The following is a 7,890-nucleotide window of genomic DNA, read 5'->3' as shown; positions in this document are numbered from 1 at the left end:
GATAAATAAGTAGCTTCAGTCTCATGATAAAGGGGCTGGCGGAGTTTGTCAAGTAAGTTTTTTGTTTCTATAGCTACTTGGATGACGAGGAAGAAGCGCTTACATATTTATGGCAACCTCATTACCTCCGCTCAAAAAGTTTTTCAATATCACTGAGTTTCATTTCTATATAAGTTGGTCTTCCGTGGTTGCATTGCCCGGAATATGGGTTTTTTTCCATTTGTCTAAGCAGCACATTCATTTCTTCTAATCTCATTTTTCTACCCGCTCTAATTGATCCATAACAAGCGATAGTGGCCAATATTTTGTTCACTTTATCTTCTACTGGCAATGTATCTTCTATTTCCGTTAATCTATCGACTATATTAATTAGCATCTCTTTCACATCTATTGCTCCCAAAATTGCAGGGATTTCTTTTACTATCACTTTATTTTCTGGTTTGATCTCAATATCAAAACCCATTTCAAATAACTTACCTTTATACATTTCAATCATCTCCATTCCGGCTTGATTTTTGATTTCAACCGTTTCAGGAAGAAGTAGTTTTTGTCTTTTTACACTTGATTTTTGTTTTAAGCATTCATATACCAGCCTTTCGTGGGCTGCATGCTGGTCGACTATAATCAATTTGTCTCTTACCTCGGCAATAATGTAAGTATTATAGACCTGACAGCGTGCAAACCCGAGCGGGTGGCTCTCTATCAAATCAACTTGCTCTAACACCTTTTTTTCTAGAACCATAGTCTCCGCTTGTGATGGAAATTTCTGTATGCCGGTATAATCAAACGATTTTGACTGTTCTGATAAGCCTTTTGCTTTTTCATTTGGAGAAGCAAATTCTTTTATTAGTTGATTTTTAAAAGGACTTGGTCTTTTTTCATAAAATTCTTTTTGAACATTAGGTTTATCAAAAGGATCTGGCAATGTTGAATCCATTTTCTGGTCATGCGCTGGAAAAGTGCCTATCCTTCTTGACAATGCTTTAATTAATCCTCTTGTCATTATCTCATATATGAGCTTCTTATTCTGAAACCTTACTTCTGACTTATTTGGATGCACGTTTACATCTACTTGATCATAAGGTATCTCTAAATGTAACGCTGCAAAAGGATACCTATCGCTTGGAATAAAATCATGATATGCATACCTAACTGCGCCAATAAGTAAATTATCTTTAATTGGCCTTCCATTAACAAACGTATAGATCTGAGTGGACTTACCACGATTGACGGTCGGCTTACAGATGTGTCCCGTAAGTTTAATGCCGTCTTCTTCTTCATTGATCTCCAAAGAATTGCCCTGAAATTCTTCTTCTACTTCACACAATCTATGAAATAACGAAGTCTGCTTAGCGTATTTTAAGAGCTTTTTATTACCTGAAGTGAGAGTAAACCCTATATGATAGTTAATCATTGCTAGGTTGTTTACAATATCAACAATGCTTTGAGTTTCTGCTCTTTCAGTTTTTAGAAATTTTAGTCTATTTGGAGTGGCAAAAAATAAATCTCGTACTTCAATATGTGTGCCTTGTGATAAAGAGTAAGGAGTTTGCTCCCCTATTTTCTCTCCACCCTCATAACTTATAGACCATGCTTCATTTGCTTCTCTTGCCTTAGACGATAATTTTATCCTACTTACTGCTGCTATTGAAGGCAGAGCTTCTCCTCTAAAGCCAAGATGCTTGATTTCTATCAACTCATTGTCGCTCAATTTTGAAGTAGCATGGCGCATAAACGCAAGTTCTAAATCGTTTTTTTCTACTCCGTTACCATCATCTGTCACAATAATAAGGTTACGCCCACCACTTTCTATTTTAATCTCTATTTCTAAACTTCCAGCATCTATTGCATTTTCCACTAATTCCTTTACTACACTTGCTGGCCTTTCTATCACCTCCCCCGCTGCTATACGGTTTATGGTTTTTGTGTCTAAAAGGATTATTGCCATAGATTTATTATGAAACTGGTTTCTCTTTTACTTCTTTGGTCTGTTTCTCTCTCCACTTTTTTAACCTACCTGCAATTTCACTGTTGGAAATTGACAATATAGATACGGCAGTAATGGCAGCATTATATGCTCCATTTTCTCCTATAGACATGGTTGCAACTGGAACACCCTTTGGCATTTGAACCATAGAGAGTAGACTGTCCAGCCCATTTAATTGTTTACTATGCACAGGAACGCCGATAACTGGTAAACAAGTTAGTGACGCAACCATACCAGGTAAATGAGCTGCACCTCCTGCACCAGCTATAATAACCTTAAAACCTTCTTCTTGTGCAGATTTAGCAAAATTGAAGAGCCTTTCTGGTGTTCTATGTGCAGATATTATGAATATATCATGTGAAACTTCTAATGCTTTTAACATATCAACAGTATGGACCATAGTGGTGTAATCTGACTCACTCCCCATAATAACAGCAACATCTTTTTTTATTTTTGTCATATTCAACACAATTTTACTTACTAACTAAATAATGTTCCAACTAAAAAGCAACAAATATTTAAATTATATTATAAATATAATATATAGAATTCTCGTTAAAATAGAAATTTAAAAAATTTAAATAAATATTTATATTAAGATATAGAGATATAAACTTCTTATGTAAGATAAATTTATAAAATAATTATTTTTGTATTTCAAGCTTTGTAATCTTAGCTTGTTCTTTTCTATAAATGGTTTTTTCAGATAGACTGATGGTAAAATGGTAATTTAAAATTACTAGAAACTTGATGAAAATATTAATATATAATCAACTTAAAGTTTTAAATATTGATATCATATAATTATTGACAAGTTACATGATATTAATATCTTGGTATATTAAATATTATGCTATAATATTTAATAAAGTTAATTGATATGTGAGTGTAAAAAATTATGGAAATAATATCGTTAAATAACTTAGACAGTGCAGGAATAAAAACAAAGTTGCTTTATATAATAAATAAAATTATAGAAAAAAATGCTTGGACTCAGGCTTTTGCAGCTGAGAAACTTGGTATTGATCAGCCAAAGGTATCGCAAATTAAAAATGGTAAAATAGATGGTTTTTCTTTAGAGCGATTGTTAGGATTTCTAAAAAAACTTGATCATGAAATAACAATCACGATGACAGAAAGCCAAGAAATAAAATCTGAGGCAGAAAAAGTAAAACATGAAGTTGAATCGCAATAGATACAAAGTTGACAACTTGTTTTTTGTGATATAGTATAAAACTTATTAAGGTAGTATCTTGTGGCTGAGTCTATTGTAGAAAAGTGTATAGAACTGGTAAGTAACCGTTTCAAATTGGTTCTGTTGGCAAGTCAAAGAACACATGATTTAAATACAGGGGCAAGTAATCCAATTCAAGCAGCTAAGTTTAAAGGTCATAAAAATACCATAGTTTCCTTACATGAAATAGCAGGAAAACAGGTGGATACTCATGAGCTGTTTAGCCTTTTGGTAGGTAGATGCAAGGAATACGTGAAAGGAAATATGAATAATGTTTACAGCAGTAACACAAGTAGGCTAGCGAATTTATTAAATTTTTCTGATAACGCAGATCTTGATGCAAGTCAAGAAAGTCAAGATTATGAAGTGGATGGTGAAATAGATGATGAAATAAATGATCAAGATGGCGATGAAGAAGTATCCGTTTAGAAATCTACTGAAGTCACATAGTCTTTAAATGATTTGCATTGCTATCTATACACTGTTGTTCTGTATGAGTGTAATGTTGTGTTGCATGGTGTCTAAGTCAAATGATGTGTACAATAAGGTTTTAGCGTTCAATAATTTCTCAACGCAAGTAGTTGTACTTATAACAGCAATATCAATCATTCTGAATAATTTTTTTTTAATTGATATAGCATTGTTGTATGCTAGCGTTAGCTTTATATCAACTATAGCATTAATGAGATTAATGTTGTTTTGATAATTTATGATAGGATCCATTTTCATACTTTTAGGTATTTGTTTGATAATTATTTCAAATATAGGGGTGATCAGATTTCCTGATTTCTATACTAGGTTACATGCAGCAGGTATTACAGATTCTAGCGGTGCAACGTTATTGTTAATTGGTTTTGCTTTGCAGAATGGATTTTCAATCAACACTGTTAAAATAGTATTATTAATTTTTATAATATGGGTAGCTAGCTCAACTAATAGCTATATTTTAGCGCGCACTCATTATAAAGTTAAGAAAAAAACTGTTAAAGAAGGCTAAGGTGTTAGAAATATTAAATGTAGTGTTACTTTTGTTGTTACTAACAGTTACGGTTTTTATAGTTTTCTCGCGACATTTAGTCGTAAGTGCTGTTCTAATGTGTGTATTTAGTTCACTGATTGCGCTTATATACTTAATTATGAATGCACCTGATGTTGCAATTACTGAAGCTTCTGTTGGTGCGGGGCTCAGTACAGTTTTTACGTTTGCAGCACTCTCCTTGATAAAGAATCATAAAGTAAATCTATGTCATAACCCTATAACGCTTTTTTTTATGTTATTTCTGGCTGTATGTTTGTCATATTTTATGATTCAATTGCCAGATTTTGGCAGCCACAATGCTCCGATCCACTTGCATGTTGCTCCTTATTATGTGGAAAATACCGAAAAAGCTACCGGTATTCCTAATATAGTAACAGCTATTTTGGCAAGCTTTCGTGGTTATGACACGTTTGGAGAAACTATAGTAGTTTTTACTGCTGCGCTTTGTATAACGTTGATATTAAAAGAAGAAAAAGAAAATGATTAAAGATCCGATATTAAATGCAGCAACATTTTTGATGATACCTTTTATCATTTTATTTGGTTTATATATACAATTTCACGGTGATTACACTCCGGGTGGAGGTTTTCAAGCAGGAATAATTATTGCCTCCGGGATAATATTATATTCAATGCTATTTGGTGTATCTACAACTCTAAAAGCAATACCTTATTCTGTGATTAGATTAACTAACGTGTTAGGTATTTTAATTTATGGAGGAACGGGCGTTGCAACAACTTTACTTGGCCAAAATTTTTTATCTTATGATATCTTGTTAACCAATAATAGAACCGGTCAAAAATTAGGTATTTTTTTGGTGGAATTAGGTGTAGCATTTACTGTCTGCTCCTCTATGTTAATTATATATATAAATTTTGCTCGTAGGAAAAAACAATGACTTCATATAATTATACGATTATTATTGTATTAATGGTGCTAGGTTTATATACTATCATAAACGATAAAAATTTAATCAAGAAAATGATAGGGGTAAGCGTCTTCCAAGCATCTGTTTTGTTATTTTACATATCTCTAGGATATATAAAAAGTTCCTTGCCTCCTATATTGGTTTCAAATTTTTATTCATATGGCAATCCTATACCCCATGTTTTAATGCTTACTGCTATAGTGGTTGGAATTGCAACATTTTCAGTTGGATTATCCATAGCAGTAAAAATGGAAGAAAAGTATGGAACAATTGATTAAGACAAGTGTACGTAAATTAACAGTATCTTAAACTATATGAAGTAACAAATAGCCACAAGTTAAAAGTAAAATTATAGACTTGCTCGTTGTAAGTTTGTTTGTTAATAAGAAATAGGATTATAAACTATAAAGGTAATGATGTCAACTATTAATGATGCAGAAGATAAGAAAAAAATTATCAAAGATCTGGTAACTAAGAGTATAAAAAAGGGTGGTTTTATCACCTTTGATGATATAAATGATAAATTATCAGATGAAAATTTTTCGTCTGACTTTATAGATGATGCTATATCTTTATTGCAGGATTCCGGAATTAATGTGCTTGAAAGTAGCGAAGATGAAGAAGATATTCCTTCCAACAGTGATGATAGTAAACTTGATGATGATGACACATCGCCAAATGTTACTGCAACTTTAGTACAAAATGATGATCCAGTGAGGATTTATTTACAAGACATGAGCTCCGTAAAGCTTTTATCAAGGGCAGATGAAATCGAGATAGCAAAAAAAATTGAATCTGAAAAGCATAACATGTTACGCGCAATAATTGAAACATCAGTAACATTAAAGGTGATAAAAGTATGGCGTGATGATTTAAGTAATGGAGCTCTCTTACTGAGAGAAATTATAGATCTGGATGCAATTTATAACTCTGATTTTAATGTGGTACCCAAAGAAGAAAGTGAAGAGAGTGAAGAAAGTGCTGAAGATGTTGAGGATTCTGAGAATGTTTCTGAAGATGCTGAGTACTGTAGTGATGATGAGAAAGATAGTAAAAAAAGTGATGATGAGAAAGACGGTAATAATGAAGATATAAGTTCAGTCAATTTAAATGTTTCTATTCTTGAAATGGAAAGTGACTTATTGCCAAAGGTCATGGTTGCATTGGATGAGATAATTACTTTAACAAATGAAGCGTTGATATTAAGAAAAAATTCTAAAAATTTCTCTAATGAGCTAGAAAATTTGTATAATCAAATATGGTCTATAGCATTACAAATTAAGTTAAGTGATGCTGCTGTTGCCAGAATTACACAAGAACTTTATAAGATAAATAGATCCATTACGCTTGAAGAGGCTAATCTTATTGCTGAGGCTAGAAAATACGATATGGATAGAGAAAGTTTCTATAAAGTTTATGATGACGTGCTTTTAAAGCACGAATTGAAAAAGATAAGTCTTTTAAAGATCAATGAAAATCAGTCCTCTTTTACAGGTGAATTAAAAAACAAATTTTTAAGGTTTATAGACGATAACTCTGAACATATAGCTAGTACCTTGAACGGTATTAAGCAGCATATACAGGAAGATAACGTACAAGAATTTAAGGAGCTAATCAAGAGAATACAAAAACACGAACGAGAAGTCTCTGAAGCAAAGCAAGAAATGATTAAGGCTAACTTAAGGCTAGTAGTTTCCATTGCTAAGAAGTATTCAAAAAGAGGCCTTGATCTGCTTGATTTGATACAAGAAGGCAATATTGGTCTTATGAAGGCCGTGGATAAGTTTGATTACAAACGTGGATATAAATTTTCAACTTATGGCACTTGGTGGGTAAGACAATCAATCACTAGAGCAATACCTGAGCAGTCTAAAGTAGTTAGAATACCAGTTCATATGGTGGAAATTATCAGTAAAATCAACAGAGCATTAAGAAAGATGACTCATGAGATGGGAAGAGAGCCGACGTTAGAGGAATTGAGTGTAGAACTGACAATGCCACTGGAAAGAATACGCAAAGTTATGAAAATAGCAAGGGATCCAGTAAGTCTTGAAGCTCCAACAGGAAAAGATGATAGTAGTACCTTTGGTGATTGTATAGAAGACAAGCGAGTCTCCAGGCCAGAGGATGCTGCAATACTTGCTGACTTGCGTGGCATTACAACCAATGTCCTTGCAACTTTAACACCAAAGGAAGAAAGAATTTTAAGAATGCGTTTTGGCCTTGGTAAAGATGGGAAGGAACATACCTTAGAAGAAGTAGGAAAAATTTTTAATGTAACACGTGAGAGAATTAGGCAAATAGAGGCAAAAGCACTGCGAAAGTTGAAACATCCAAGCCGTGCTAGAAAACTTAGAGGGTTCTTTTAAGTATACGTGTCAAGTTAAGAAGAAGCTGATTTTGCCCGGAAAAAGTGGAGAGCAAGTTAGGCCAAAGTTGTATAATTTCACCGCTATTTTTCTTTTTCTATGAATCTAATGAAACAACATGCTAATCTACGGTAAATATTATGACAAACAAAAATGACAATTCTAATTCAAAGTATAGAAATTTTTATGTTCTGGGTGATAGCTTATCCGATAATGGCGCAATCATTGGAATTTTAAATAATTTATCCTTTGCAAAAAGCGTAAAAATTTGATGATCCTTTTTATTCAAGGAAGATCTTTTAGAAATGGCCCTACTGCTGTTGAATATATAG

General features: G+C 32.9%; 11 protein-coding genes. 9 read left to right on the top strand and 2 right to left on the bottom strand.

Annotation, left to right across the window (positions count from 1 at the left end):
- Positions 1 to 121 precede the first annotated feature (121 nt).
- Both mutL and purE read right to left on the bottom strand, forming a co-directional pair.
- On the bottom strand, positions 122 to 1,948 hold the full coding sequence (gene mutL, locus WGMM_RS04200; RefSeq protein ID WP_038250566.1) for a DNA mismatch repair endonuclease MutL: 1,827 nt from the start codon (positions 1,946 to 1,948) through the stop codon (positions 122 to 124).
- Positions 1,949 to 1,955: 7 nt separating this feature from the next.
- Entirely contained in the window at positions 1,956 to 2,447 is a 492-nt protein-coding gene (gene purE, locus WGMM_RS04195; RefSeq protein ID WP_240991920.1) for a 5-(carboxyamino)imidazole ribonucleotide mutase, read from the bottom strand.
- A 438-nt stretch (positions 2,448 to 2,885) separates the two neighbouring features.
- Here purE and WGMM_RS04190 point away from each other — a divergent pair, with 438 nt between their 5' ends.
- From WGMM_RS04190 to WGMM_RS07155, 9 genes are all read left to right on the top strand, one after another.
- Positions 2,886 to 3,182, top strand: a complete 297-nt coding sequence (locus tag WGMM_RS04190; RefSeq protein ID WP_010081926.1) for a helix-turn-helix domain-containing protein — start codon at positions 2,886 to 2,888, stop codon at positions 3,180 to 3,182.
- Positions 3,183 to 3,242: 60 nt separating this feature from the next.
- On the top strand, positions 3,243 to 3,650 hold the full coding sequence (gene rpoZ / locus WGMM_RS04185) for a DNA-directed RNA polymerase subunit omega (protein ID WP_038250560.1): 408 nt from the start codon (positions 3,243 to 3,245) through the stop codon (positions 3,648 to 3,650).
- Positions 3,651 to 3,678: 28 nt separating this feature from the next.
- Positions 3,679 to 3,924, top strand: a complete 246-nt coding sequence (locus WGMM_RS05865) for a monovalent cation/H+ antiporter complex subunit F (protein WP_081818081.1) — start codon at positions 3,679 to 3,681, stop codon at positions 3,922 to 3,924.
- A gap of 6 nt (positions 3,925 to 3,930) precedes the next feature.
- Positions 3,931 to 4,218, top strand: coding sequence for a monovalent cation/H(+) antiporter subunit G (mnhG, locus tag WGMM_RS04175; RefSeq protein WP_038250554.1), 288 nt, complete (start codon positions 3,931 to 3,933; stop codon positions 4,216 to 4,218).
- A 1-nt stretch (position 4,219) separates the two neighbouring features.
- A complete protein-coding gene (locus WGMM_RS04170; RefSeq protein ID WP_038250551.1) occupies positions 4,220 to 4,747 on the top strand; it encodes a DUF4040 domain-containing protein in 528 nt (175 codons plus the stop codon).
- On the top strand, positions 4,740 to 5,159 hold the full coding sequence (locus WGMM_RS04165; RefSeq protein ID WP_038250548.1) for a Na(+)/H(+) antiporter subunit B: 420 nt from the start codon (positions 4,740 to 4,742) through the stop codon (positions 5,157 to 5,159). Before WGMM_RS04170 ends, WGMM_RS04165 begins: the two co-directional genes overlap by 8 nt.
- The gene (locus WGMM_RS04160) at positions 5,156 to 5,467 is read left to right on the top strand and encodes a cation:proton antiporter subunit C (RefSeq protein ID WP_038250545.1); all 312 of its coding nucleotides are present in this window, start codon (positions 5,156 to 5,158) and stop codon (positions 5,465 to 5,467) included. The genes WGMM_RS04165 and WGMM_RS04160 overlap by 4 nt, the downstream gene beginning before the upstream one ends.
- Positions 5,468 to 5,605: 138 nt before the next feature.
- Positions 5,606 to 7,558 (top strand): RNA polymerase sigma factor RpoD, encoded by a 1,953-nt coding sequence (gene rpoD / locus WGMM_RS04155; RefSeq protein ID WP_038250542.1) that lies wholly within the window; start codon positions 5,606 to 5,608, stop codon positions 7,556 to 7,558.
- Between the two features lie 140 nt (positions 7,559 to 7,698).
- Complete coding sequence (locus tag WGMM_RS07155; RefSeq protein ID WP_275039486.1) at positions 7,699 to 7,830, top strand: hypothetical protein; 132 nt, start codon at positions 7,699 to 7,701, stop codon at positions 7,828 to 7,830.
- The last annotated feature ends 60 nt before the right edge of the window (positions 7,831 to 7,890 follow it).

The sequence above is a fragment of the Wolbachia endosymbiont of Glossina morsitans morsitans genome, from assembly GCF_000689175.1.
Classification (GTDB): Bacteria; Pseudomonadota; Alphaproteobacteria; order Rickettsiales; family Anaplasmataceae; genus Wolbachia; species Wolbachia pipientis.
This window is presented reverse-complemented; position numbering and strand designations above follow the sequence as displayed.